24 protein-coding genes are annotated in these 24,324 nt (G+C 43.0%); 12 read left to right on the top strand and 12 right to left on the bottom strand.

What is annotated here, in order from left to right:
- Positions 1-16: 16 nt before the first annotated feature.
- From QXW63_01730 to QXW63_01710, 5 genes are all read right to left on the bottom strand, one after another.
- Positions 17-664 (bottom strand): methyltransferase domain-containing protein, encoded by a 648-nt coding sequence (locus QXW63_01730; GenBank protein MEM3460620.1) that lies wholly within the window; start codon positions 662-664, stop codon positions 17-19.
- 48 nt (positions 665-712) lie between these two features.
- Positions 713-1,114 carry a Zn-ribbon domain-containing OB-fold protein gene (locus QXW63_01725; protein MEM3460619.1) on the bottom strand — a complete coding sequence of 134 codons (402 nt, stop codon included), beginning with the start codon at positions 1,112-1,114 and terminating at the stop codon, positions 713-715.
- 4 nt (positions 1,115-1,118) lie between these two features.
- Entirely contained in the window at positions 1,119-2,291 is a 1,173-nt protein-coding gene (locus QXW63_01720) for a thiolase domain-containing protein (GenBank protein MEM3460618.1), read from the bottom strand.
- A gap of 149 nt (positions 2,292-2,440) precedes the next feature.
- A complete protein-coding gene (locus QXW63_01715; GenBank protein ID MEM3460617.1) occupies positions 2,441-3,127 on the bottom strand; it encodes a Zn-ribbon domain-containing OB-fold protein in 687 nt (228 codons plus the stop codon).
- A gap of 3 nt (positions 3,128-3,130) precedes the next feature.
- Positions 3,131-4,426 (bottom strand): thiolase domain-containing protein, encoded by a 1,296-nt coding sequence (locus tag QXW63_01710; protein MEM3460616.1) that lies wholly within the window; start codon positions 4,424-4,426, stop codon positions 3,131-3,133.
- 32 nt (positions 4,427-4,458) lie between these two features.
- On the opposite strand from QXW63_01710, the gene QXW63_01705 reads away from it, so the two are divergent.
- The 5 genes from QXW63_01705 (at position 4,459) to cobO (ending at position 9,473) form a co-directional block, all read left to right on the top strand.
- On the top strand, positions 4,459-5,667 hold the full coding sequence (locus tag QXW63_01705; GenBank protein ID MEM3460615.1) for a 3-oxoacyl-[acyl-carrier-protein] synthase III C-terminal domain-containing protein: 1,209 nt from the start codon (positions 4,459-4,461) through the stop codon (positions 5,665-5,667).
- A 183-nt stretch (positions 5,668-5,850) separates the two neighbouring features.
- Positions 5,851-7,539 carry a methylmalonyl-CoA mutase family protein gene (locus QXW63_01700; GenBank protein MEM3460614.1) on the top strand — a complete coding sequence of 563 codons (1,689 nt, stop codon included), beginning with the start codon at positions 5,851-5,853 and terminating at the stop codon, positions 7,537-7,539.
- A gap of 14 nt (positions 7,540-7,553) precedes the next feature.
- On the top strand, positions 7,554-7,961 hold the full coding sequence (locus QXW63_01695; protein ID MEM3460613.1) for a cobalamin B12-binding domain-containing protein: 408 nt from the start codon (positions 7,554-7,556) through the stop codon (positions 7,959-7,961).
- 26 nt (positions 7,962-7,987) lie between these two features.
- Positions 7,988-8,950, top strand: a complete 963-nt coding sequence (gene meaB, locus QXW63_01690) for a methylmalonyl Co-A mutase-associated GTPase MeaB (GenBank protein ID MEM3460612.1) — start codon at positions 7,988-7,990, stop codon at positions 8,948-8,950.
- On the top strand, positions 8,943-9,473 hold the full coding sequence (gene cobO, locus QXW63_01685; protein ID MEM3460611.1) for a cob(I)yrinic acid a,c-diamide adenosyltransferase: 531 nt from the start codon (positions 8,943-8,945) through the stop codon (positions 9,471-9,473). The genes meaB and cobO overlap by 8 nt, the downstream gene beginning before the upstream one ends.
- Before the next feature lie 212 nt (positions 9,474-9,685).
- Here cobO and QXW63_01680 read toward each other — a convergent pair whose 3' ends face one another.
- Positions 9,686-9,940, bottom strand: coding sequence for an Lrp/AsnC ligand binding domain-containing protein (locus QXW63_01680; protein MEM3460610.1), 255 nt, complete (start codon positions 9,938-9,940; stop codon positions 9,686-9,688).
- A gap of 277 nt (positions 9,941-10,217) precedes the next feature.
- Here QXW63_01680 and QXW63_01675 point away from each other — a divergent pair, with 277 nt between their 5' ends.
- Positions 10,218-10,664 carry a DUF3795 domain-containing protein gene (locus QXW63_01675; protein MEM3460609.1) on the top strand — a complete coding sequence of 149 codons (447 nt, stop codon included), beginning with the start codon at positions 10,218-10,220 and terminating at the stop codon, positions 10,662-10,664.
- A gap of 13 nt (positions 10,665-10,677) precedes the next feature.
- Here QXW63_01675 and QXW63_01670 read toward each other — a convergent pair whose 3' ends face one another.
- Positions 10,678-11,283, bottom strand: coding sequence for an AAA family ATPase (locus QXW63_01670; protein MEM3460608.1), 606 nt, complete (start codon positions 11,281-11,283; stop codon positions 10,678-10,680).
- 104 nt (positions 11,284-11,387) lie between these two features.
- Between QXW63_01670 and QXW63_01665 the strand changes: the two genes are divergently transcribed.
- Together QXW63_01665 and QXW63_01660 are read left to right on the top strand one after the other, a co-directional pair.
- Complete coding sequence (locus tag QXW63_01665; GenBank protein MEM3460607.1) at positions 11,388-12,053, top strand: hypothetical protein; 666 nt, start codon at positions 11,388-11,390, stop codon at positions 12,051-12,053.
- Between the two features lie 113 nt (positions 12,054-12,166).
- Positions 12,167-13,339, top strand: a complete 1,173-nt coding sequence (locus QXW63_01660; GenBank protein ID MEM3460606.1) for an MFS transporter — start codon at positions 12,167-12,169, stop codon at positions 13,337-13,339.
- A 19-nt stretch (positions 13,340-13,358) separates the two neighbouring features.
- Here the strand turns inward: QXW63_01660 and feoB are convergent, their stop codons facing one another.
- From feoB to QXW63_01635, 5 genes are all read right to left on the bottom strand, one after another.
- Positions 13,359-15,362, bottom strand: coding sequence for a ferrous iron transport protein B (feoB, locus tag QXW63_01655; protein ID MEM3460605.1), 2,004 nt, complete (start codon positions 15,360-15,362; stop codon positions 13,359-13,361).
- Complete coding sequence (locus QXW63_01650) at positions 15,295-15,600, bottom strand: FeoA family protein (GenBank protein MEM3460604.1); 306 nt, start codon at positions 15,598-15,600, stop codon at positions 15,295-15,297. The genes feoB and QXW63_01650 overlap by 68 nt, the downstream gene beginning before the upstream one ends.
- Positions 15,600-16,268: a metal-dependent transcriptional regulator gene (locus QXW63_01645; protein MEM3460603.1), complete on the bottom strand. Its 669-nt coding sequence runs from the start codon at positions 16,266-16,268 to the stop codon at positions 15,600-15,602. The genes QXW63_01650 and QXW63_01645 overlap by 1 nt, the downstream gene beginning before the upstream one ends.
- A gap of 496 nt (positions 16,269-16,764) precedes the next feature.
- Positions 16,765-17,181, bottom strand: a complete 417-nt coding sequence (locus QXW63_01640; protein ID MEM3460602.1) for a secondary thiamine-phosphate synthase enzyme YjbQ — start codon at positions 17,179-17,181, stop codon at positions 16,765-16,767.
- A 9-nt stretch (positions 17,182-17,190) separates the two neighbouring features.
- Positions 17,191-17,739: a GNAT family N-acetyltransferase gene (locus tag QXW63_01635; GenBank protein MEM3460601.1), complete on the bottom strand. Its 549-nt coding sequence runs from the start codon at positions 17,737-17,739 to the stop codon at positions 17,191-17,193.
- 1,082 nt (positions 17,740-18,821) lie between these two features.
- On the opposite strand from QXW63_01635, the gene QXW63_01630 reads away from it, so the two are divergent.
- The 4 genes from QXW63_01630 (at position 18,822) to QXW63_01615 (ending at position 24,322) form a co-directional block, all read left to right on the top strand.
- The gene (locus tag QXW63_01630) at positions 18,822-21,065 is read left to right on the top strand and encodes a S16 family serine protease (protein ID MEM3460600.1); all 2,244 of its coding nucleotides are present in this window, start codon (positions 18,822-18,824) and stop codon (positions 21,063-21,065) included.
- Positions 21,066-21,333: 268 nt separating this feature from the next.
- Entirely contained in the window at positions 21,334-21,768 is a 435-nt protein-coding gene (locus QXW63_01625; GenBank protein MEM3460599.1) for a hypothetical protein, read from the top strand.
- 3 nt (positions 21,769-21,771) lie between these two features.
- Positions 21,772-22,452 (top strand): ABC transporter ATP-binding protein, encoded by a 681-nt coding sequence (locus QXW63_01620; protein MEM3460598.1) that lies wholly within the window; start codon positions 21,772-21,774, stop codon positions 22,450-22,452.
- Position 22,453: 1 nt separating this feature from the next.
- Positions 22,454-24,322 carry an FtsX-like permease family protein gene (locus QXW63_01615; GenBank protein MEM3460597.1) on the top strand — a complete coding sequence of 623 codons (1,869 nt, stop codon included), beginning with the start codon at positions 22,454-22,456 and terminating at the stop codon, positions 24,320-24,322.
- The last annotated feature ends 2 nt before the right edge of the window (positions 24,323-24,324 follow it).

Raw genomic sequence — 24,324 nt, 5'->3', positions numbered from 1 at the left:
GCCGTTACAGAGTAGCCTATTGCACCGTGTAAGTCACATACCAGAAGCATTTGCCATAAAAAACGTTTTCTATATCAAATCCGCGGTCATATTTACTGAAAATCTCCACAAGTTCCTCTCTGGAAAAATAATTTTTAAGAACCAAATGTTCACTTCCATTCTTTAGTTTCCTCAATTTATACGTGTCCTCTTCTCCCTTCCTAATCACTAATGTTCCTCCAACACCCGAAACGTAAACATTGTCTGCAATGAACATTTTAGAGCGGCTTTGCAAAATTCGATGAAACCCTTGCATGAAACAGTCAATTTTGCTTTTTGGAATATGCGAAAACCAGAAATTCGCTAGTCCTCCATTAAACGCGCCTTTTTTAAAGGCTAAGGTATACGCGTCTTCCTTGCAGAAATGAACGGGGCATTCATAAAGTTTCCTTTTTGCAATTTCAAGCATCTCTTGTGCAACATCTATCGCTACTATGCTACGTGCGGTCTTTGACAGAATCTGCGTCCAATACCCAGTTCCACACGCTATCTCAAGAACCTTTCTATCCTTCAATGTTTTCTTTAACGCGTTTGCCAAAATTTGCAGTTCTTCTCGACGAGCCGGGTCATCTCGATGATAAATTTCTTCATATTCCTCTGCGCGTCTTCTGTAATATTCTTCCATAACAATCGCAGAAAAAAGGTAAGAATTAAACTGCTTAAATGTTGCGTTCTAAACTGGTTTGAAGAAGTATCTAGGCCACTGTGGCCATTGCTGAGTCGCTGCGCATGTTCCAAAATCCATCGTAAGCTGCATTCCTATCTTTATGTGTTCTGGAGAAGCTCTTATCATTCCTGGAATTTTCACACCACTTTCAAGCTGCACTATACCAACAGCGTACGGAGCCATTCCCTGAAATTGTGAAGGCGCCACGTGAATAACCGTGTAGGTTAGCAGTTTTCCTTTAGGTGAAAGTTCAATCCACTCGAAATCTTTTGAGAAGCAACTGTCACATAATGGTCTCGGTGGAAGGTGCACTTTTCCGCATTTTTTACATTTTGCGCCCATAAGTTTTCCCTGAAGTAAGTGCTTGTAAAACTGCTCTATCGTGAAGGCTTGAGTTTGCTCCGCCATTTTTTTATCCCCTCCTGTAAATATGAACTGTGGCAGTCGCTCCTGAGCCTCCAACATTATGTGTTAAGCCTATTTCCGCGTTTTTCACTTGTCTCTTGTCCGCTTGTCCTGTAAGCTGCAAGAATATTTCGTATGCTTGTCCAGTTCCAGTCGCGCCTACTGGATGTCCCTTAGCTTTTAATCCTCCGCTAGTGTTGACTGGTATTCTTCCTCCGAGTTTTGTTTCTCCTTTTTCCGTTAAGTGTCCACCTTCGCCTGGTTTGCAGAATCCCAGGTCTTCATAAGCAATTATTTCAGCTATTGTGAAGCAATCGTGAACTTCTGCCACGTCAATGTTCTCGGGTTTAACATCAGCCATTTCATACGCTTTTTTAGCGGCTAACCGCGCTGCCGTAAGCGAAGTGAAACTTTCCCGTTCATACAAGCCGATGGTGTCGCTTGCTTGTCCACTGCCTATTATGTGCACTGGTGTGTCAGTGTATTTTTTGGCTAATTCTGGCTTTGTCAAGATTAAGCAGCTTGCTCCATCAGTAATAAGCGAACAATCATAAAGTTTGAGAGGCCAAGCAATGACACGTGAAGACAAGGCATTTTCAAGCGTTATCTCCTTCTGCATGTGCGCTTTAGGGTTTAGGCTGCCATGATAATGATTTTTCACCGCAACAGCTGCCAACTGCTTTTCTGTTGTGCCATATTTGTGCATATGTGCCGTCGCCATAAGCGCATATAATCCTGGAAAGGTTATGCCATGCCACTGTTCGAAAGGATAATCTGAAGCCATGGCTAAATATTCCGTAACTTCAGCCGTGCTTCTATGCGTCATCTTTTCAACACCGCCAACCATCACAACATCAGCTAAGCCTGAAAGCACAGCGTAAACTGCGGCTCTCAAGGCGGCTCCTGAAGAAGCACACGCAGCTTCTGTTCTCGTGGCTGGAACATGCAGCAACCCAGCCCAATCAGCCATTGTTGCGCCAGTATGCCCCTGGTGCTCGTAGGATTCGCCCATGTGTCCAACAAACAAGGCTTGAATGTCTTTCTTCGGGTTTAGGTTTGGGCAGCGGTCAAACGCTTCCTTGGCGGCTTCTGCAAAAATTTCCCTTGCGTATAAGCCTTCTAGTTTTCCAAATTTTGATAAACCAGCAGAAACAATTGAGACAAGAGGTTTTCCCTTCAAAGCCTAATTCCTCTTAAGAGCTTATGCCCATTGTAGAAAGTCGAATAATGTTTGAACGAGTATTTAAATTTCTTCAGTTAGTCACCAAGTTTTTCATGTAAGAAAATATTAACGAACAAATCTGAAAAAAGATAAAAGTGGAAAGGATGTTACTTGGGTCCGAATGTTTTCCTAACCCAAGCCCGCGTTTTTTCCATGTCTTCTCTGAAGCGTTTTAGCTCTTCAGGCGTTCGTTTTGGCGGTTTTGGTTCTTCTGCGGGTGTAGCGTAAACGTCTAAGAGGTCGCCTTTTGGTTGCTTCTCGATGTGTATGTTCACTTTTAAGCCAATGTTCACTTTCTCTGGGTCAATGTCTCTCATGGTCATAGGCAAGCAGGTGTTTGTTCCTTCTATGCGTACCATTGCACCGACCAGCGGCTGTAGGTGAGCCATGGAAGGCCACGCAATCGCCATGACAGTGTATGAAAACACTTCGCCTCTTTTTGGAAGCTCAATCCACTCTGTCTCTTGAAGTCTACATTTGGGATTATAGCAATGCGCACGTGGGGGACAATAAACTAGTCCGCATTTTGGGCATTTTGTTCCGTAGAGTTTCCCTTCTAAAAGCCCCATAAAGAATTTTGAAACCTTGCCATAGCTGTGATGAAACACGCTACCATGAGGTCTATGCACAATTAGAAATCGCTCAGGTTTTAGGTCATTCAATGTAGGGCCATCGTTCATTTCGATTATTTTCCACCCTTCAGGTCTCCAGCCACCTTTACGTTCCCATTCCGTCCACCATTCTTCGTCGATTTTCTTTTCTTTGATTAGCTTTTCTGGACCAGGCTGTTTCATTTGCTACACCTCCAAAACCACGGCGCCAGCTTGACATCCTGTGCCGCCGTGTCCATGTATGAAGCCTCTCTTCGGGTTGCTCAGTTGTCTGCCTGGAGCACCCCATTTTTTGCCTATCTGGTTGCTAAGTTGCCAATACACATCAACAACTTGGGCGATTGATGTTGAACCAACTGCATGTCCTTGAGCTGTCAGAGCACCGCTGAGTTGGCATGGAAGTTCACCGTGCGGAGCGATCACTCCTTCTCGAAGTAATTTCTTTCCTTCGCCTCTCTTACAGAAGTCAAAATCCTCTAGTCCAGCTAAAACCACGCCTGCGTATGGGTCAAAGATTTCGACCAAACTTATTTCTTTTCTTGGATTCTTGATGCCAGCATCCTTATAAGCCATTCTTGCGGCTACGCGAAGTGAACCAAAGTTGGTTAGATCTGGGTAAGGTGACAGAGGGCGTGGAATTTCTTTAGGCCATATTTTTTCGTCTTCTGGATACAAGCCTTTCCATGCTGGATTGTCTGGGCGGTCTCCAGGTCTCATAGTGTCTGTTCCAAAGCCTACGCCAGTAATCCAAACCGGATTGTCCGTCAATTTCTTGGTCATCTCTTCGTTCGCTAAAAGCAAAGCTGATGCGCCTTCGCTTGTCATTGCACATTCATAGAGCCTATATGGCCAAGAGATTAAGCGTGATTTGTAGACGTCTTCCACCGTGATTTTGCTGAAGCCATGTTGGGCGGGCCATTGTGCATAGGGGTTGTCAAGCGAATTGTTGTGGCATAGAACTGCGACTTCTGCTAAGTCTTCTTCTGTTTCGCCGTAAACGTGCATTCGGCGGGTTTCAAGTGTGGCGTAGAAAGCGTTATAGGTGAAGCCTGAAACGAAGTCCCAGTCTGTGTCGCCTGCGATGGCTATGGCTTCGTTGACTTTCTGTATTGGCAGTTCATTCATTTTTTCCCATCCTACCACGAGAACAACTGGAAACATGCCTGAACGTATCCATAATGCTGCGTTTACTATTGCGTCGATTGGGGTAGCTCCGCCAGATTCAACTCGATAGGCGGGCACACCGCTTAAGCCTAAGTAATCGTGGATTATCCAGTGCATGCATTGTTGTTGTTCTAGGATGTCGCTGAAGTAGGAGTAGCAGCATGCATAGCCTTTTCTTATGAAATCTCCAAGTTGTAAGTTTGGCACGTCGTCCAATATCATTTTAACAGCTTCTGCGCACATCTCTTCTTGCAAAGTGTGTCTTGGATTGTCAAATCTTGATATGCTCCCTGCGACTATTCCGACTTTTTTCGTCAATTTCTCCACCTCAATTTTGAAAGTGTAGTTAGTTGATTCCAACAACTATAAGATTTTTGTGGAAAAATAATGCCATAGTCAACATGAAACATTTCAAGAATCCTTTTATAACCTCAATTAGCAATTTCACTGATATGCAAATACTCAATTTAGGCGCAGCCTTGCCAAAAAACGAGTATTCAACAGAAAAGCTTTTAGAAACTTTTCCATGTTCGCTTCCAGAACGCGTCAAACAAAACGTGCTTAACCTTGGGGTTCAGCGGCGCTACCTTATCAACCATCCAGACGCAAAAGAAGCCATGAACGAAGACGCAATAATCGAGTTATGCTCTGAAGCATGTGAAAACGCTGTTCAAAACGCTGGTCTCTCTGCGAAGGATATTAACTATTTTATTGCAGCCTATGACGCCACTCCATTCTTGAGTCCCGGACTCAGCCAACTTCTAGTTCGCAACATCGGCTTCACGCCTTACATTAAGCATGTTAATGCTCAAGGAATAGCCAGCACAGCTTTTCCCAAAGCCTTAGAACTTGCAGAAAACTATCTGGCGGCACATCCGAAGGATTACGCGCTCATCTGCGTTTCCGGAGTAAGCTCCTACTGGTTCCAAAATCAAGTGCGTGGCATGACAAACGTTATGGAAATTAGACAAATAAATCAAATTAAAAGCGTGGCTAAAAGGCGTGTTGAGTTGCAAAAGTGGGTTGCAACTATGGAGTTTTTCCTTTTCGGTGATGGTGCAGCCGCGTGTGTTGTTGCCAATAAGGGAGAAGGCTTAACTGTGGAGAAAAATGTGGAAGTAACAAATGTTGGAAAAAAAGATTACTTAGCAGGATACGCAAAACTTTCAGCTTCAAACAAGCCGTTTTCGTTTGGTTTCTATTCACATCTTGATAGAAAAATTCCAGAACTCGGAGTTAAATACACAAGTTTGGCTCTTAAAAGACTGTTTGGCAAAACCAGCAGAGACGCCATAAAAATGGTTAAAAAATGGGCAGTTCACACCGGCAGCGAAAAAATACTCGCTGCCTTAGCCGAGCGTAACGAGATTCCATACGAAAAAATTAAGGAATCTCACGAGATTCTAAGAGAATATGGCAATTTGGCCGGTGCAAGCTTACCGTTTATTCTTGAAAGAATCATCTCGAACACGAAACTTGTTGAAGAAGACGTTATTACAATGCTTGGATATGGATGGGGATTTTCAGCTGCTGCTTGTCTACTGAAGTTTAAGCACTGACCGCCAGTGATTTGAAGCATCCTTTTTCCTTTCAAAAGCCCAAGATGACAAGCTTTCACTCTATCTGTTGCCTTTTTATTTTTAACGTAAAAACAGGAATTTTTAACCGATAAGAAAATATCTTTTTAGGGTTGATACTCATATGTTCCTCACAAAGTAACGACTCCTTAATGGAGGCAGAGCATGACAATATTTGATGAAAAACAGATTAAAGAACTTAAACAAGAACGTGAACGCTGGGAAAAAACGACGCTTCCAAAATGGCTGGAACAATGCAAAGAGTGCAAGAGTGAATTCAGAAATCACTCTGGAATGCTAATAAAACGTTTGTATACGCCCGAAGACGTTAAAGACTTAGATTACATGCGTGATTTGGGTTTTCCAGGCGAATATCCATTCACACGCGGCGTCCACGCGACAATGTATCGTGGGCGTTTATGGACTATGCGCATGTTCGCGGGTTTCGGCACTGCTGCAGACACTAACAAGCGGTTTAAATATTTGCTGAAGGAAGGCGAGTCTGGCTTAAGCACGGCTTTTGATTATCCTACGATTATGGGTTACGATTCAGACCATCCCATGGCGAAGGGCGAAGTGGGCGTGTGCGGAGTAGCCATATCCTCTTTGCAGGACATGGAAGTCTTATTTGACGGTATACCCTTGGACAAGGTTACAACTTCAATGACAATAAACGGGCCAGCACCCATACTTCTTGCCATGTACGTTGCGGTTGGCGATAAACAAGGAGTGCCGAGAACAAAAATTGGCGGAACCACACAGAACGATAATTTGAAGGAGTTTTTCGCTCAGAAATTGTGCATTTTTCCGCCGAAGCCCTCTGTGAAACTTACCACAGACGTTATTGAGTATTGTGCTAGGCACTTGCCAAAATGGAATCCAGTCAGCATAAGCGGCTACCACATTCGCGAAGCTGGCGCTACAGCCCTTCAAGAATTAGCTTTCACGCTTTATGATGGAATAGCCTATGTAGAATCCACCTTGGAAAGAGGCTTAAAAGTGGACGAGTTTGCACATCGCTTGTCCTTCTTTTTCGCATCCCACAACGACTTCTTTGAGGAAATCGCCAAGTTCCGCGCAGCCCGAAGACTCTGGGCGAGAATCATGAAGGAACGGTTTAAGGCTAAGAACCCGAGGTCTATGTGGATGCGTATGCACGTTCAAACTTCTGGGTGTACACTGACGGCGCAACAGCCATTAAACAACATTGTGCGCACGACAATTCAAGCGTTAGCTGCTGTTTTAGGCGGAACCCAATCGTTACATACTAACTCATTTGACGAAGCCTTGTGCCTACCAACCGAAGAGTCTGTTAGAGTGGCTTTGAGAACGCAGCAGATAATCGCCTACGAAAGCGGGGTAGCTAACACAGTTGACCCGCTTGGCGGTTCATATTACGTTGAAGAATTAACGAACGAGATGGAAGAGAAAGCCATGGAATACATCCAAAAAATTGACGATATGGGTGGAGCAATTGCAGCAATAGAGAAAGGCTTTTTCCAGAAAGAAATCGCAGACAGCGCTTACAAATATCAACGGGAAGTAGACGAGAAAAAACGCATAATCGTAGGCTGCAACGAGTATACCATTGAAGAGGAAAAATGTCCAATAGAACTTTTACGTGTCGACCCAAAGGTTGAAAAAGAACAAGTCGCCAGACTGCAAAAACTAAAAAGGGAACGTGACAACAGAAAAGTGAAAGAAACGCTTGAAAAGCTGCATTACGCAGCAGAGAAGGATGAAAATCTCATGCCAACAATAATAGAAGCAGTAAAAGCCTATGCGACATTGGGCGAAATTACTGACGTGCTGCGAAAAGTTTACGGAGAATATAAGGAGTTAATCATAATTTAGAGAGGCGAAAAAACATGCAGAGTAAAAAGAAAATTAGAGTGTTAATTGCGAAGCCAGGACTTGACAGCCATGATAGAGGCGCTAAAGTCGTAGCCCGCGCTTTGCGAGACGCTGGAATGGAAGTAATCTACACGGGGTTGAGGCAGACTCCAGAGCAGATTGTTGAGACTGCACTGCAAGAGGACGTGGACGTCATTGGATTGAGCATTCTGTCTGGAGCGCATAAGGCTCTCTTTCCACGCATAATGGAGTTACTCTCTCAGAAGGGCTTGACGGACGTGATGGTTTTCGCAGGTGGAATAATTCCAGAAGAAGATATTGCAGAACTGAAGAAAATTGGAATAAAAGAAATTTTTGGTCCAGGCACGCCAACAGAAACCATAATCAAGTATGTATTGGAGAACGTTCCAGAAAGAGCGTAAAATCCGCAGAAAGTGCATGAGCTTTGTTGACAATTGACGAGATAGTCAAGGGTGTTCTAGCCGGAAACCGCAGAAGCATAGCAAGAGCCATAACTATAGCTGAAGACAACACTCCCGAAGCTCAAAAGTTAATAGCTGCAATCTATCCGCACACGGGAAAAGCTCACATAATAGGGCTAACCGGTCCCGGCGGCTCTGGAAAAAGCACGCTCATTGAGAAAATGGTGCGCGAATACAGGCGCAAGGGCAAAACAGTTGGCGTTGTAGCCGTGGACCCATCGAGTCCCTTCACGGGAGGCGCATTTCTCGGCGACAGGATTCGTATGCAAGAATTGAGCACGGATGAGGGTGTTTTTATACGGAGTATGGCAACGCGCAATTACGCCGGAGGAATAGCCAAAGCCACTAAGGACGCGGTTAAAATTTTGGATGCCGCGGGCAAGGATATTATTTTAGTTGAAACTGTGGGAGCGGGGCAGTCAGAAGTTGAAATAATCAAGGTAGCACAATCGATTGTGGTTATTCACGCGCCGGGTCTTGGAGATGACATACAAGCCATAAAAGCGGGGCTGATGGAGATAGCGGATATCTTCGTAGTAAACAAGGCAGATAGAGAAAACGCAGACAAAGCCGTGATGGATATTCAAGCGATGCTGCAACTAAACAGTAAGGAAACTGCATGGAAACCGCCCATTTTGAAAACGACGGCTTTAACAGGTGAAGGAGTCTCGCAACTTATCGAGAAACTGGAAGAGCATAGACATTTCTTGGAGAAGGAAGAAGAACGTAAGAAGAGTCTCTTGCGGGCTGAAGCTGAACTGGTTGAAGCAGTAAAAGAGAAAATAGTTAACGTAGTAATAGACGAGCTGAAGAAAGAAGGAAAGTTTGAAGAATTATTGCAGAAAATTCTAAACAGAAAAATAGACCCTTCATCCGCTGCTGAAAAACTGTTAAGCGGAAAGTTGAAGAAGGCAACACGCAATGCCTAAACTTGAAAAAGGACTCGTTCAAGTTTACACCGGAAACGGTAAAGGAAAGAGCACAGCAGCTTTTGGGCTTGCCTTAAGAGCGATAGGTAGAGGATTAAAGGTTTACATTATCCAGTTTATTAAGGGAGGATTCGACTACGGCGAGCTTTACATTGTGGATAAACTTCCAAACTTAACTTTGAAAGCTTTCGGCAGAGGAAAATTTGTAACAGAAAAGCCTCCAGCAGAAGCGGATATGCAGTTTGCAGAGGAAGCCTTAGCCTTGGCTGAAAAGATTGTTAAAGGCGGCGAATACGACATAGTAATTCTGGACGAAGTTAACGTGGCTTTAAACTTGAAACTGATTAAAACTGAAAGAGTTGTTGCATTGATAAAGGCTAAGCCGAAACATGTTGAGCTTGTTTTAACTGGGCGATACGCGCCAAACGAGCTAATTGAACTGGCTGATTTAGTGACGGAAATGCGTGAGGTCAAGCATCCCTACAACAAGGGCTTCGAAGCAAGAAAAGGAATAGAATACTAAACCTTTGCTTCAACAATGTCGCCATCACACAGTTTAGACAGCTTCAAAATTTTCATTTTGCCCACATTAACAATAATTAGTGACATTGTATTTTGGTTTGTTGACTATTGTGGTGGTGTTGGCAAGTTTTTTGGCGCACTAAAATGTGAATGGCTAAGGTGTCGAATATGCTTCGAAGTCATAACTTACGGAAACAATCGAAGTGTCTGCGGCTATTTTCTGATGGTTGGCGGAATAGCTATCAGCGTCTGGGTTCCACGCACGCCTCTGAGTTGCTGGATTTTCTCGATTATTCTACCCAAATCCTCCATCTTTGGAAACTCCACATAGACTACAGCGTCAAACTGTCCAGTTACCGCATGTGCCCTTCTTACGCCTTCAATTTTAAGCGTAGCTTCTGCGACTTCCCATATCATGCCAGGCTCCGCATTAAGGAGAATGTAGGCTTCCAAACAATCTTTCCTCATTTATTATATCTGTCGGCTAGAACATAAAAAACTTAAGAAAACCATTCATCAAGGCAGTCTATGCTCGCTCTATTTCAACGCTGACTTCCTGATTAGCCATTAGCTTTCCGAGAATTTTTGCTTTATGAATTACTTCCTGTACTATTTCGCTTTCGGGATGCTGAAAGAAACGTAGTTTTATTCAATGATGCACAGACATTATTTAGAAGCTTTGTCTTCTCTTTTCGAAAGAGTCTTAATCATTTGCCCTCACTTATACAATATTGGTGATTGCAAAATGGAGAGTGCAAAACTGAAAGAAGCAAGACGGAATGAAATTGGTTATTGTGGAAATTACTGTCGAACGTGCCATTGGTATACTGACGTTATAAGAATGCCTGCCAAACAGCTATTAAGTCTTGTTAGAGCGCATTTTGAAGTTGAAGGATGGATTGACCACGAAGGTGGCAGTTCTAAAGAAACAATAAAAGGGCTCGAAATTCTCTCTAAATGCGCATGCGCATTTAACTGCAAAGGTGGTAGTGGCTGGAGTGGCTGTCCAGTTCGCAAATGCTGCGTTACGAAGGGAATAGAATTTTGTTTTGAATGCTCCGATTTTCCATGCGAAGCAAACTGGGGAGAAAAAGGCCCATATTCAAAAGTTTTCAATAAGACGAAGATAGAAAGGCTTCGGGAAATGAAAGCGATTGGAGTAGAAGAATGGATTAAGAAGCAATGGATATAAAAACTGCACGAGCCTATTTCTGTTTTTTTCTTAAGAAAGTTTTGAAAGTTTCCTGTAGTTTTTTAAGTGGCAATGTTGGGCGTAGAAATTCTGGTTTGAAAGGGTGAATTTCGCTCTCTAATAACTCTTTAAGCCGTGCATAATAAGCCTCAAACTCCTCCGCGTTGTTGCTTTTGAATTTGAATATGGGAATGCCGCCTTTTGGTGTTTCCCAACGTTCATCCCAAGCAAAAACCGAGCTTGCGTCGCCGAATAAGGCAATGTTTCTTTCGATTATTATTTCTCTTTCGACATTGAATAGAACAACTAATCGATTGACGTTTTTAACTCGTGTTGCGAGCAGAAAAGTACGTGTAACATTATCCGGCGCGGTGGAGTCAATGATGACGCTGTATCCCTTTTCAAGAAGCATGTCACGCGTTTCAGCAATCAAAGAATACACTAGAAATTCGTCGCGGCACGGTGGAACTTCGTTAAAAAGCATCTGCCTTAACTCGTCAACGCCCACTCTCGCAAAATTTCTATGCTCAGCAACCAAGCGTCTTGCAAGCAAGGTCTTTCCAGTTTTTGGATAGCCGCTTAAAACAACATTCCACAATCCTTTAACTGCGACATTCATCCATGAACCGCCCGAATAGAAGTTAACATTTTGGTTATAACTAATTCAGTAAATTATAAATATGTTGGTTCCTTTAGACTTTTGATGCTTTTAAAGGTGGTTAAATGAAAAAGTTAAAGGCGTTAATGCTGGCGCTTGTGGCTTTGCTTCCAATTTTTGCGGCTGCTGCTGCAGCCTATGCTTTTGAAAGCTCAATCTACGGCAGAGTCATCGTTACCTACGCGATTCCGCCTACGGATGACTCCATGACCAATCCAGATTATAAGTTGCTAAGTTACCATTGGTACACAACCATTAACTATTACATAAACCCCAGCAACAAGTACGGCTTTTCCACAACAGCCGTAGTTAACACCATAACTGCTTCAGCCTACACGTGGGACAAAGAAACAGCCTACCAAGTTTTCAGCTATAGAGGCACAACAACCCGAACCGCTGGAAGACGAGACGGCTATAATGTTGTCTCATGGGGCGCATATCAAGCAGGCGTGATAGCCGTCACATACATTTGGGCCAGTGGTTCCAGAATAGTTGAAACTGACTGTAGAATGAACACATATTATACGTGGAGCCTTTCTGGTGAAGCTGGCAAATTTGACGTGCAAAACATTATGACGCACGAGTTTGGACATTGGTGTGGTTTAGCCGACTTATACAATGATGTTGACTATTGGCTGACAATGTACGGCTATGCAAATTACGGAGAAACATACAAGCGGACGCTGGGATTGGGCGACATTCTCGGGTTAGAAGCAGTTTACGGAGCATAAAAAGCTCCAATCTCTCGCCACTCTTCCCTTTTTCTACATACCAATAAGTGTTTGTGCACGATTAAGCCTTTATAAGAAAAGTGCAGTTTTTAGCTATCAACAAAGGATAAAAGATGTCGCAGCAAAAACTATCTGAAAAGCTTCATATTTTACTGTTAGGCGCGGCACATTCACTGAACCATTCATTGTTTGTGATTGCACCGCCTTTGCTGGCTTTGATAATGGCTGACTTGGGCGTGACAAAATCTGTTATAGGCGCCGTTTCGACAGCAGCGTCTTTTCTGTATGGTGTTGGCGCTTTAGTTGGTGGACCATTAGGTGACAAGATTGGAGAGACCAAAACGATTACTGTGTGCCTTGCTTTTTCTGGACTATCCACAGTCATTATGCTTGCTGCAAGCGCGTTTAGAAGCATTTATCTTTACGGTTTAGCGCTAATTTTAATGGCTTCTTGGGCTAGCCTTTACCACCCCACTGCAAACTCGCTTATCTCAAAGGCCTTCAAGGGCAAAGTCGCCGAATCCATGGGATTGCATGGAGTGGGCGGAACGTTAGGCGTCGTGTTAACTCCCACAGTAGCATGGATTATAGGCTCAACTTTTGGTTGGTCATGGGCTTTCGTCACTTTCGGCATATTGTGCATTCTACTTGCTTTTCTTTTTGCGAAAAAATTCAGGAAAACTAACAATGGAAAAAATTATGGCGGAACAATAATTGACGCTTTGAAAATTCGCGAGCTTTGGTTGTTGCTGATTTTCAATGTGGCAATTGGACTTTTCATGAAAGGTGTCGAACTGTACTTTCCAACATACATTAATGAGAATCGGCAAGTTGACCAGGCGTGGGCGTCTGTGGCTCTCACGTTGGTTTTGGCTGCGGGGGTTCCTGGACAATGGATTGGTGGTAAAGCCGCTGACATGTTTGGTTCGAAGAAGGTTTTGATTGCCACATCCTTGGGCGTGTGTGCGGGCTTTTTGTGTCTTCTTTTTGTGCCGATTTATGTGGTGGGAGTTGCTGCTTTCATTCTATTATATGGCTTGTCATTTTATGCGCACCAACCAGCGTTAAACTCGCTTGCTGGTTTTCTTTCTCCACAAAACCAGAGAGGAGCAGTTTACGGCGTGTTCTTCTTCACTTCCTTTGGCATAGGCTCCATTTCACAGTTAATCGCTGGATTCATCGCTGACTCGTATGGTTTGGATGCTGCATTTTACCTCTTAGCAATGTTTGCAGTGGCTGCGCTTTTGCTTTCGTTTAAGCTTCCCAAAAAGACAGAACACACATGAGAGTAATGACCTCTTTTTCCTAGATGGATAGAATTCTGTAGGCTATTCCGCCCAGAAAAAGAGCAAGCCCAACGTCAATCAGCGTTATTGTCAAGGCTTTTCTCCACCCAAACTCCCGCTTTAACGCGGCAATTGTTGCGAGACATGGAATGTAAATCATCGTAACTAAAGCAAAAACAATCATTTGAACAGCCGTCAAGGATTGCAGCGGAATAAGCTCTGCAAGCAAGATAAGCGTTAACTCTTTGCGTAGAATTCCAAAGATTAACGGAATGCCAGCTAATACTGGAAGCCCAAGCCAGCCACTTATGAGTGGACTTGCGCCGTTAACGATGTAATTTGTGAATCCGGTTGCGTCTAAAGCTACTATTGCTAGGCTTCCAGCTATTATTATTGGGAATGCAATGAAAACGAAGTCGCGTGTTCTGCTCCAGGTTTTCACTAAAATGTTCTTGATAGACGGCCTTTTGTAAGGCGGCATCTCCATGATTAAGCCAACTGGTTCGCCTGGCAAAACCTTGAAGGCTATTCTTCCTAGGGCAAAAACAAGAACTAAATCAAAAATGTATAAGCCTAAAGCTGCATGCAACCCAACAAACCTTCCAACGAGCCCGAGAATTACTACGGTTCTGGCTGCGCATGGAATCAGAACGACTACAAATGCTGATAGGAGCCGTTCACGTTGTGTTTCCATGATTCTGCAGCCTATGCATGCTGGAACGTTGCATCCGTAGCCGAGCATTAAGGGTATGAAGGCTTTTCCGTGCAAGCCTATTTTGTGCATGAAATTGTCCATGAGGAAGGCTGCACGTGGTAAGTAGCCGCTGTCTTCTAAAAGTGCAAGGAGTATGTAGAAAGGTACAATGTATGGTAAGGCTACGGAAATTCCAGCAAACACTCCAGACAACACTCCCTTGTTGATTAGGTCAACAGCAATCTCGGGCAGAAACTGCGACAACACATTTGCAGTTTGGCTAGTTAAAATGCCAAAAGTGTAGTCAAAACCTGCGGACACAAAGTTTCCGCCAATAAAAATTAGCGCGAAAATAGCCGCTAAAATACCCGCCAGAATGGGATATCCCAGAATCTTGTGTGTGGTTAAAGCGTCTATTTTTTGCTCTAAACTTATTTTTGGAGGAGTTTCAACGGTTGTTACTGCTTTTGCTATTTTTGTTGCAAGACTGTATCTTTCAGATGCTATGATGACTGGAGAGGGTTCACCGTGAATTTTTTCCAATTCACCAGCTAACTTTTCTGCGTATTCAAGAACTTCTTTGCCATTTTCGTAATTTCTTATTTTTCCACTAACGTCTTCGTCTCTCTCTAGGAGCTTAATTGCAATCCATCTTGCCGGGTAAACTGCACAGATTTGTGGAAGCTTTGTGCTGACAAGTTTTTCGATTGTTTGTACGCGTTTCTCGATTTCTTTTCCGTAAGTGACTCTTAATGGTTTGAACTGTTCTTCTCCGGTTGCAACCGCTATGACTGTCGAAAGAAGCTCGTTTATGCCCGCACCGGTTATTGCAACCGTTTGGGTGACGGGCACGCCTAGAGCTGATGAAAGTTTTTCTGCGTCAATTTTTATGCCTTTTTTTGCTGCAAAATCAACTTGGTTCAAATTCAATATAATAGGCGGGTCAAGCTCTAAAAGTTGAAGCGTAAAATACAAATTACGCTCAAGCATTGAAGCGTCAACAACATTTACTATAACGTCTGGTTTTTCAGTGGCTATGTAATCTCTCGAGACAATTTCTTCCATAGAAAAAGTCGAAAGCGAATAAATGCCTGGCAAATCAATAATGCGTATTGTGTAGCCTTCAAAATGCAGTGTTCCCTCTGCTCTTTCTACCGTTTTTCCAGGCCAATTCCCCACTATCTGGTTTAAGCCCGTGAGTTGGTTGAAGATTACGCTTTTTCCAACGTTCGCGTTTCCAGCCAACGCTATGCGTAATTGTTTACCCATTAGCTTCAGTCCTTGAGGGTTTGACAAAAACTTTTGAAGCGACGCCATAGCCAAGCGCAAGTGCAGTGCCTCTAACTTCGATTTCTAATGGTCCACGGAAAGGGCATTTTCTGAGTAGTTTGACTTCGACTCCCGGTGTCAGACCCATTTCAGCAAGTCTTCTAACGAGCCCGCAACCTCCATGAGTGTAAGCTATTACTCCGCTTTTTCCTTCTTCAAGGCACGTTAGAGAAACCATTTCTTTGCTGTCTGTCGCAACCTGCGGCTTTGCAACCGCTCTTCTGTGTCTGAAACGCATTATTTTTTCGCCTCCATTGGTTTGACCCAAACGCTAGAAGCATCGCTGCAGCTCAGACTGCGTTCTTTTCCGTCTACGCAGAGAATGAGTCGAGCACCTTTTTGCTTGGCAATATGGATTGTTGCGTTGGGTTTTATTCCTTTACTTGCCAAGAGCTGTAATTTTTCGCGGTTCTCGTCTGGGATTTTTACAACTTTGCAGATTTCGTTTAGCCTCATTTCCGTTAGTGGATAACATTCTTGTTCTTCTATTTCGCCATGTTCACTGGGAATGGGATTTCCATGAGGGCAAACCGCGGGGTATTCAAGCTTCTTTTCTAAAAGTGCGATTACTTCTTCTGTTAGGGCATGCTCGAGTTTGCAAGCGTTTTCGTGGACGTCGCTCCAGTCAGCATTTAATATGTCAGTGAGTAATCTTTCCGCAAGTCTATGTCTCCGTATAATGTGTAGAGCCAACGCCTCGCCTTTCGCTGTTAGTTTGACACCTCTGTATGGTTCATGTTCCACAAGGTCGTGTTTCTCTAAATGTTCGATTGTGTTTGTTATTGAGCCGGGCACAACATCCAGTTCCGCGGCTAACTCTTTTGTTTTGGCAACTCCGCTCCGTTTCTGGAGTTTATAGATTGCTTCTACATACTCTTCTGCGTCATAGGAAAGTTCCGTTGTCATTGATTATCACTTGAATTTACGAGCTCTCGTAACTTTTAACGTGGACACGCGAATAAACCTTTCGTCCCGAACGAACAGGAACGAAGCTTATAAATACATAGAAACGCAAAGCAGAACACTCAATACATCATCATATATGCGTGAAAAACACTTTAGAAGAAACAAAGTCTAAAGGAAACAATACTGATTCTTCCCTGTTTTCTAAAATAACTACACCCAAGCGATTGGTAATTCTGCGGAGTTTTAGGTTGCGAAACATCAGCGAATATATGCAAATTATCGCATAAATTTAAAAAAATAGTGTACTGTTAACTGAAGAATGTTGAAAATTTAAACAAAAACCTAAATCTAATATACTCCAAAACAAGCGAGAATTCGAAGCATGTTCTTCTGTAGTGTGGCAACCGTTTAGCGTAATACTTTTACAGAAACAGCTATTATCAAACGATTTCTAGAATTTGCATGAGTGAAAAAAGTTTTCTTATTGTCGATGTGCTTATTGTTCTCCGATAACTTGAATTATGACAGTCCTTCTTCTGGAATGCACATCTGTTTCGATGAATAGTAGCGATTGCCAGGTTCCAAACTCCACTCTGCCGTCGACTACTGGCAAAGTTTTGTCAGGCGGCAATAGCAGAGACCTTAAGTGCGCATGGGCGTTTGACGGATGATTGTATGCACCATGTTTTGGAACTAATTTCTCAAGTAACGCTTTGATGTCATTTAGCAGGCTGTAATCGTTTTCTGTTAAAACCAATATGCCCGTAGCATGAGGCGCAAAAACGTGAACTACCCCATTCTTTACGCTTGACTTGGCAACCGCTTCCTGCACTTTATCTGTCAAATCTACAAATTCTATTTCGCCTTTTGTTTGGAAACTAAAACTTGTATTAAACACTTTGAAGCCAGACAAAGCGTTACTTCACTCCAGCAGTTTAGTCATTATTATTTCATCTGTATATTTGCCATCTTTAAAACGCTTTTTGGGAATAAACCCTGTTTTGGCAAATCCGACTTTTTCGTAAACGTGGAGTGCGCGTTTGTTAGTTGCAAAAGCTGAAAGCGTCAAAACCTTCAAACCCATTTTTTTAGCTTGCTCTATTAGCGTCTTCATCATTTCAGTTCCAATGCCAACGTCTCTGAAACCTTTCTTAATGGCTATGCCTATCACGCCCACATGCTTCTCGTAGCCGTCTCTCTTGTTTATCTCCGAAACCGCAACAACCTTCCCATCTATCTCGGCAACCAAGTAAAACAACTTATCTTTTTCTAAGTTGCTGAGAACTCTCGCCAAAAAATCAATCTCCTCTTCCCTCGAAACCTTTTCACTCCTAAGAATGTCGGCGCCTTCTTCGACCAGCGAGTTTATAAGTTCCAGAAAATCATTCAAGTCCTCCCACTTTGGCGTCCTCAAAACTACTCCGCGGCCGTCCTTAGCTTTGAAGCGCTTAAGCTCTTCTCCAGGTCGCATATCTCAAACTTAATGGTTTGGGCGCTTTAATACTTTTCAGAGCCTGCGGAAAAGAGTGAGTTTTGTTGATGCTTTTGTATACAGCTGCGCAGAATTAATTTTTGGAGGGTGTTGGTGATATGGAAAACAATAAGGTAATACATAACTCACTAAACCAACCAGAAAAGAAATATTCAACATCAGAAAATCGAAGACATTAACGATTTAGCCTACAGTAACCAAAACACTTTTACACATTCATGGAAGATAAACGCAGAAAAGGCTCCTTTTCCTAACGTAAAAACTTAGGCTAATTGCTTGGTGAAGACTTTTTCTGCAGTATACAGAAGCATCAACCAAACTCTACAAGAAAAACAATTCTTACGCAGGGCAGATTATTGTCGAATGTCGTGTAAAGCAAAAATGGAAAGCGCAGTCCAATCAATTGTGAAATGCTTGAACAATTAAAATGCATAACCATAAAGTGAAAAAGAGAGATAGCTGCAGATTGCAACTTCAATGAAAATACTTTTCAGCCTTTTGCATCTCTCAGCTTACCACAAAAGCAGTGTCCTAAGAAAACCCCGAGCAGAAAACTCAACAAGACACAGCCACAGAGAGAGCGCAATGAAATAGCCTAAAAAGTCAAAATGCATTCAGAAAATTTCGAAGCAATCACGAACTAGCTGCTGTTAAACTTCGCTTGGAGATTTTCGACAGTTTTTATATGAGGCTTTGGTTAAGTCCATGCTTAGGGTTTGTTGGCGAAATAGAAAACGCCAGAAAAGGCTTAGAATTGTGAAAAAGGCTCAATTTGAGCTAATCATTTTCGGCTTTCGCTTGGGTTGTGTTTGAATTTTCTGGATTTGCTGTCTTCGAAGCGAAACAAGCGTGAAAATTCCAGTTAATTGGCAATGCATGTTTGAATTTGGCGTTAATTTTGAAAATAAGCTCTTCGAACATTTTTCATTTTTAGACGAGAAAAGACGGTATGTTGTGAGTTTCTTAATATTGCCGATTTAGAAATAACCGCTATAATAATTCGCCGCCATGGTTTGTTGTAGAGAGGAAACAGGTAGAAGGCAGTGTGAAGGTGTTCAAACTTGCCAGTTAGCACTTTTGGAGATGACGTGGAAATAATCGAAAAAAACGTTAACGGTAGAACAATGACTGTAACATGGGACTGGGGCAAATTCAAAAGCACAGAGGGCTTCCCAGTCGACGACAACCTCATAAACTGGGTAATCGGACAAGAACAAGCCCTAAAAGAATGCTTTCTATGCCTTGACGAATGGGTACACAAGCTTAAATGGCTAGAAAAAACAAGATGGTACGAAAGCTGGAGCGACCCAAACAAGCCTAAACCGTCAGCAAAAGCAAGCATAAGCCCAGGACCCTACCTTCTGTTATTAGGCGACCCTGGAACTGGCAAATCATTAATTGGCAGAGCCTTAACAGAAAAACTAACGCAAGTCTACAAGGAAAACGGTATAAAACTTTTCGATGTCTTATGCTGGAGAAACACCGCTTTACCCAGCCAACCCAAAGTTTCAATTCACCAAGCTGGCGAGGCAAAAAAAGTACTACAAAAGGAACAACTTAAAGAGCTGAAAAGAAAATTTCTCACAAAAGTGGGGTTCAAAAGTTTACAGGTTTTCCTCATCGCCATGGGTTTATTCCTCATATTTTTAGGCTTCTACTTCATGCTCCAAGCTTGGATGACTTGGAATGCAAATCCAATGTATTTGGGAGAACCGCTTCAGCAATATTATAATTACAACTTCATGGATTATCTAGCCAGCAAGTTTGTTGGACTTGTTCCTTTAACGTTCATTCCAGGCGGTAGCCTAATCTTCTTCGGCGTTTTCATGTGGTGGTTCTCCAAACTGGGCGGATTAGGCAACATGAAAGGAATCGCGGGAGCTCAGCAAACAGAAGTGCCAAAACTAATAGTTGACAACAGCTCTGGACACGCACCATTCGTAGATGCAACAGGACACAGAAGTGCCCAACTTTTCGGTTCAATAGCTTGGGACCCGTATCAAACTGGTGGCTTAGGCACTCCGGAGCATCAGAGAGTCACTGCGGGCGACGTTCATAGAGCGTCGTTAGGCATATTATATATTGATGAGATAAAAAATCTCGACCCAGAAGAAGCCATTACATTGTTAACGGTTCTTGAAGACGGCCAGTTACCAATAACTTTGAGAGGCAAATGGCACGGAGGCGACACCGCTGCAATGGCAGTCTCAACCGAACCTGTGCCTGCAATAACTTTTCTTGTCGGCGCCGGGAACTTCGATAGCATAGGTCAAATTCACCCAGCCCTCATGGACCGCATTTACGGCTACGGTAAGGTCGTGCGAATGAACAATGACATGCCCAACACATTGGAAAATAGACGCAAATATGTGCAGTTCATAGCTCAAGAAGTTAAACGTTTCAATCTTATACCCTTCAGCAGAGAAGCATGCGAAGAAATCGTGGAGGAAGGCAGACGCCGAAGCAACAAAAGAGACGCTTTAACCACGCGGTTTAGACCGTTAATTTCCATTATTAAGACGGCTGCTACGCTTGCGATGAACGAAGACTGTGAGATTGTTGAAAAACGTCATGTTAGAGAAGCCATAGAACGCCACTGTAAAACGATTCAGAGACAAATATTGGAGCATGAAATGAACGAAAGAGGCAAACTATTGGAAATAAAGCCTAAAGGTGTTAAACTTGGACAAATTTACGGTTTAGCAGTTGTTAGAGACCCATACAGCGGCGAAATGACAGGAAGCGTCTTGTCTGTTAAGGCTCACATGTCTAAAAAGAGTGAGCTTCCAAGAACATATCCGATTAAGGGCTATTACAAAGTTACTGGAGTGGCGAAGGGACAAAGCTTCATTTCAGACAGCATAGCCAAAGTCAGAAGCGTCATACTACAAAAATATGGTATTGACATAGCACAAGACTACTTAACGCACATAGATTTTGCCCAATCCTACGGTGTTGACGGCCCATCAGCAGGCGTGACAATGGCTATCCTTTTATGTTCGCTTATTGAGGGAAAACCAATCAGGCAGGATGTGGCGGTTACAGGCGAAATCAACCTGGGCGTTGGAGACACAATTCAGATAACTGCTGTGGGCGGCGTTTACGAGAAGATTAAGGCTGCTGAAGCGTGGGGTTTCAAAAAAGTTGTCATTCCACAGAAAAACTACGAGCATTCCATCGACCCCAGAGACTACAAGATAGAGGTTGTTCCAGCATCAACCTTAGACGACTACTTAAAAGAGTGCCTAGTCGAAAAGCCCGCACTCACCGTGTGGGCTCAAACCTACAAGCGTCGAAAATCGTAGCAGCCCAATCGCCTCATTTTTGGCTTATTTTCTTTGAAAAGCTCAAATGTTCCAGTCAGCTCCTAGGCTAAGTGGCAAACATTTTTTGTTATTTGAATGCAGATTTTTACGGTTTTGTAAGCTTCGTGAGTTAGGTATTACTTGCGTTTTTCATGTCTCACCATAATTCACTGGTATACAAAAGCATCAACAAAACTCACTTTTCTGAAGCTGAACGTTATTTTTAAGAAGCCACAATAAACATAATGGGTGTGTGGAGAGAACTTCAGTGGTCAGAGAAATTGACAAGGATGAACTTCGGCGATGGCGCAAGAGAGGCTTCTACAGTGAAAATGTTCTTGTAAAACTCTTACTAAAAAATGGATATCACGCTGCACGTGTTCCCGTGAGCAATCCAAGTCTTAACCCGTTGCCCGACATAATCGCAAGAAAAGCTGCGCATATCTACGCTTTTGAAGTAAAAAATGCTGGGTACTACGCTTATTTTCCAAAGCAGCAAATCGAGAAACTCTTCAGATTCCTTGATGAGCTCATTCCAATGGAAAAGGAGTTTAAGCATGCAATTCTCGCTGCGCATCTTGGCAAACGATGGGTGTTCAAGGAAGTTCCATGGAAGGATTGGGAGAAAAACAAGCTTCCAGAAAAGGCGAGAATTTTGCGAAGGGACAGGGGAAACTTTGACTTAGAGAAGGGGAGCTCATAATTAATGCAGACTGAACAGAGCGTTGTTCAAGCATCTAACCTGTGCAAAATTTATGAAATAGGCGATGTGAAAGTTGAAGCTTTCAAGGATGTAAGTTTCTCTGTTGAAAAAGGCGAATTCACAGTCATAAGCGGGCCTTCAGGTTGTGGAAAAACGACGCTTCTAAACATTGTAGGCGGCATCGATAAGCCCACAAGTGGAGAAATAATTGTTTTTGGCGAAGACTTAAGCGTCAAGGATGAGGATTTTCTTGCAGACTTTCGATGCCACAAGGTGGGCTTTGTTTTTCAATCTTATAATTTAGTGTCTACGTTGACCGTGGCGGAAAATGTTGCTTTTCCAATGGAGTGGGCTCGGAAACCAGAAGACCACATTGAGAAGCGAGTAGGCGAATTATTAGCGATGGTTGGGTTACAACACAGAGCTGCGCACTTTCCATCCCAACTCAGCGGCGGCGAACAACAACGTATAGCTTTTGCGCGGGCATTAGCAAATGACCCGCCACTGCTTCTCGTTGACGAACCAACAGGAAATCTCGACGCAAAAACTAGTCAAAAAATTGTTCAAATACTCGAGAAACTGAAGAGCGACGGAAAAACCATCATCGTTGCAACACATGACGAGCATATACTTCGGCTGGCGGACCAGAAATTGCGCCTTGAAGATGGAAAGCTGGTAAGCTAAATTGAGCCAAACTTCTTTTCCCGTTAATGATTTGTTTCGTAGAAAACTTCAGACAAGCTTGGTTGTTGTCAGCTTAACCCTTTGTGTTGCGTCAACACTTTTTCTTTTGTTTTTCTGCCAAAAAATAGGCATAGGCATTACGGCTGCTGTTGAAGATAAGCTAACTGCGGGTTTTTCAACAATTTTTACGCCTTTCTTAATCTTTATGGGCGTTTTGGTTTTTGTTGTCGGCGCGGTTATTGCGTCTTTTATGGTTTTTGTTATGATGTCTCAACGCGTAAGAGACATTGGACTGATGAAGGCAACCGGATGCCCTAACGAGTTGATTTTTGGCTATTTCATGACTGAGCTTCTCGTAGTCACGTTTGCAAGTTGCGTGTTAGGCGTAGCTTTGGGAGTGCTGGCTGATTTGGCTTCAACAAGCCTTCTCAGCACTCTTGGGCTTCATGTGCCACAAGCACCAATCAACTTTTGGCTCATCCTGCTGGTTTTTGCTATATTCCTCTTTTTTGGGTTGATTTTTGGCGCAAAACCGGTTCTTGACACGACAAAAATTGAGCCTGCTAAGGCAATTTCGCCAGTTTACTATTTTGGGTTAGGTAAGGAGTCTGGTTTTAGGGCTGTTTCAAAGTCAAATTTGACGTTTAAAATAGCCATGAGAAGCTTGTTTAGGCGTAAATCTGCAACACTTCGCATTATTCTGTGCTTGTCCACGGTTTTCATATTGGTAACGGTGGCTGTTGCAGGCGGAATTATCGCTAACCAAACCACGAAAAACTGGGTTGAAAAAGCCATAGGCAGAGACGTAATTTTAATAGCTCATCAAGACATGTGCAGCCAATATGCATTGTTATTGTCAAAATTTTACGAAGCAAAAGAAGAACCATCACTCAATTATACCGATGAAAAATATCTAATACCCAAAGCAATTCTCAATGGCTTGAATTCAACGCCTGAAATTTCAATGATTGACACACGCCTAATCCTTAAAGCACACATTCTGGAAATACAAAATTACACAATCAACCCGTCTACAGGAGAAACCATGCCCGTAGGCGATGACCGCGAAGGAGACGCCATCCTTGTTGGCATCGAACCTGAAAAAACAGTGAGCGAATGGTTTTTGGATGGACGTTTTCTGGACAATAAGCACGCACAAGAAGCGGTAGTTGGAGATTCCTTAGCGCAGAAACTGTTCTCTTCGCCTTTAGATCAAGGATTAAAATTGTTTGACGAAACTTTTGCGGTTTTTGATGTTGTAGGTGTTTGTTTAGACCCAATTAACAATGGAAACGTTATTTATATTCCTCTGGAAACTTTGCAAAATATCCTAAGTGTATCAGAGCCTAACATTGTTATGGTTAAAATTGACCCTTCAGCTAATCGCACTGAGGTTTTGAATCGGATAAGGGTGAATGTTAGCGCTGTGAATGCTGATTTTGTGGTGTTTGAGCTTAATGAATTGTTAGATAAGACTCTGGGTTTTCTCGGGTTCATCTGGTCTGTGATAATGTTTTTGCCGTTGTTTTCGTTAGCTTCAGCATCTCTCTATCTAATAGGCTATGTTATGCTTGCAATTGCTGAGCAGCGTCAAGAGTTTGGTGTTTTAAGAGCTTTAGGTGCTAAGCCGAGGACTGTTTTGGAGATTGTTGCGGGGCAAAGTCTCAGTGTTTTGTTTGCAAGTTGCGCTGTTGGCATCGCTTTGGGCGTCATAATTACGTTGATGATTTTGATGCCAGAACCGTTAGTTACCAACTACACTATTATGGAAATTGCTGGGTGGCTGCTAATGGCTTTGTTGGCGACTTTCACTTTCAGCTTATATCCTGCGGTCAAATTTGCAAGGAAATCAATCAGAGAAATAATGTAGCC

The organism is Candidatus Bathyarchaeia archaeon (genome assembly GCA_038873195.1).
Taxonomy (GTDB): domain Archaea; phylum Thermoproteota; class Bathyarchaeia; order Bathyarchaeales; family Bathycorpusculaceae; genus DSLH01.
Note: the sequence above shows the minus strand (reverse complement) of the source record. Positions and strands in the feature narration are given on the sequence as shown.

Bases quoted from the DNA above. Each gene is read 5' to 3' on its own strand.
- QXW63_01730 (MEM3460620.1), bottom strand. From the start codon at position 664: ATGGAAGAATATTACAGAAGACGCGCAGAGGAATATGAAGAAATTTAT.
- QXW63_01725 (MEM3460619.1), bottom strand. From the start codon at position 1,114: ATGGCGGAGCAAACTCAAGCCTTCACGATAGAGCAGTTTTACAAGCAC.
- QXW63_01715 (MEM3460617.1), bottom strand. From the start codon at position 3,127: ATGAAACAGCCTGGTCCAGAAAAGCTAATCAAAGAAAAGAAAATCGAC.
- QXW63_01700 (MEM3460614.1), top strand. From the start codon at position 5,851: ATGACAATATTTGATGAAAAACAGATTAAAGAACTTAAACAAGAACGT.
- QXW63_01695 (MEM3460613.1), top strand. From the start codon at position 7,554: ATGCAGAGTAAAAAGAAAATTAGAGTGTTAATTGCGAAGCCAGGACTT.
- cobO (MEM3460611.1), top strand. From the start codon at position 8,943: ATGCCTAAACTTGAAAAAGGACTCGTTCAAGTTTACACCGGAAACGGT.
- QXW63_01680 (MEM3460610.1), bottom strand. From the start codon at position 9,940: ATGAGGAAAGATTGTTTGGAAGCCTACATTCTCCTTAATGCGGAGCCT.
- QXW63_01675 (MEM3460609.1), top strand. From the start codon at position 10,218: ATGGAGAGTGCAAAACTGAAAGAAGCAAGACGGAATGAAATTGGTTAT.
- QXW63_01670 (MEM3460608.1), bottom strand. From the start codon at position 11,283: ATGAATGTCGCAGTTAAAGGATTGTGGAATGTTGTTTTAAGCGGCTAT.
- QXW63_01665 (MEM3460607.1), top strand. From the start codon at position 11,388: ATGAAAAAGTTAAAGGCGTTAATGCTGGCGCTTGTGGCTTTGCTTCCA.
- QXW63_01660 (MEM3460606.1), top strand. From the start codon at position 12,167: ATGTCGCAGCAAAAACTATCTGAAAAGCTTCATATTTTACTGTTAGGC.
- QXW63_01650 (MEM3460604.1), bottom strand. From the start codon at position 15,600: ATGCGTTTCAGACACAGAAGAGCGGTTGCAAAGCCGCAGGTTGCGACA.
- QXW63_01645 (MEM3460603.1), bottom strand. From the start codon at position 16,268: ATGACAACGGAACTTTCCTATGACGCAGAAGAGTATGTAGAAGCAATC.
- QXW63_01635 (MEM3460601.1), bottom strand. From the start codon at position 17,739: ATGCGACCTGGAGAAGAGCTTAAGCGCTTCAAAGCTAAGGACGGCCGC.
- QXW63_01620 (MEM3460598.1), top strand. From the start codon at position 21,772: ATGCAGACTGAACAGAGCGTTGTTCAAGCATCTAACCTGTGCAAAATT.